Annotated in this window: 1 protein-coding gene; it reads left to right on the plus strand. The window is 42.8% G+C overall.

The features are described from left to right. Nucleotides 1–1426: ABC transporter transmembrane domain-containing protein (locus tag B806_RS0104675; protein WP_017402674.1), on the plus strand; the 1426-nt coding region annotated here is incomplete at both ends.

The raw sequence follows: 1426 nt of genomic DNA on the forward strand, positions 1-1426 counted from the left end.
GAACCAAAATCAAAACCTTGATGATGTTTTGCAGTTAATGACCCGTCAGGTTGGTCTCAATTTACGTAAAGTACCTTTTTCATTAGATTTACTTAATCCATGGCGTTTACCTGTCATGGTTGAGTTTAATGACGGACAAGTCGGTGTAATTGATAAGGCCGATACTCAAGGAAATGTCAGTATCCAGTTTAGTGGGGATCAGGGACTTTCGCAAAATGCGTCTTTAAGTGCTTTGAAAGATACGGTCAAAAATATTTATATTCTGCGCCCTGAAACTTCAATTCCCGATGCGCGTATTGATGAATATATCAAACCATACGAAGCAAGCTGGTTCTGGTCGATTGTTTTAAGAGACTGGAAACGCTACGTTGATATTATGTTTGCCTCACTGATTGCCAACGTATTGGCACTGGCAACCATTATTTTCTCAATGCAAGTCTATGACCGTGTTGTTCCATCTCAGTCTATCCCGACTTTATGGGTGTTGGCAGGTGGTGTGCTCATTGCTGCTATTTTTGAGTTTACTTTACGTGTAGCTAGAGTTTATTTATCCGATATTATTGGTAAACGTGCTGACTTGCGGGTATCTGATCGTGTATTTGGTCATGCCTTACGCATCAGAAATAAAGACCGTTCAAAGTCTACCGGTAGTTTTATTTCCCAGATTCGTGAGCTCGAAGGTGTGCGTGAACTGGTGACTTCAACCACCATTACTGCGATGGCAGATTTTCCGTTCTTTTTCCTGTTCCTGATCATTTTTGCGATTATCGGTGGAAAACTGTTTTGGGTGATGTTGCTGGTTGTGCCACTTATGCTTTTGCCGGGTATTTTGGCACAGAAAAAGCTAGCGCAACTCGCGCAAGAGGGTATGAGAGAGTCTTCAATCCGTAACGCCATTCTTGTTGAAGCGGTACAGGGCATCGAAGACATTAAGCTCCTACGTGCTGAATCACGTTTCCAAAACCAGTGGAACCACATGAACGAAGTTTCAGCCGATATCGGGATGAGACAGCGTAAAATTGTCGGTACCTTAATGGCATGGACCCAAAAGATTCAAGGTTTGACCTACGCACTTGTGGTGTTGGTGGGATGTTTTGCGGTGATGGATGGTGAAATGACTACAGGTGCGTTAGTGGCTTGTTCAATTCTATCTTCACGTATGTTGGCACCGATTGCACAAATTACAGGTGTGTTAGGTCGTTTACAGCAAGCAAAAGTTGCCAAACAAAGCCTTGATGAGCTTATGCAACGTCCGATCGATCAGGCTGACCGTTCGCATCTGGTACACAAAGCCGTTTTAAATGGCGATTACGAATTAAAAAATGTCTTATTCCAATATGGCGAAGAAGACCCAAAACCAAGTTTGGCAATCCGTCATTTAAAAATTCGTGCTGGTGAAAAAATTGCCATATTGGGGCGTAACGGT

The organism is Acinetobacter sp. TG2027 (assembly GCF_000302435.1).
Taxonomy (GTDB): Bacteria; Pseudomonadota; Gammaproteobacteria; order Pseudomonadales; family Moraxellaceae; genus Acinetobacter; species Acinetobacter pittii.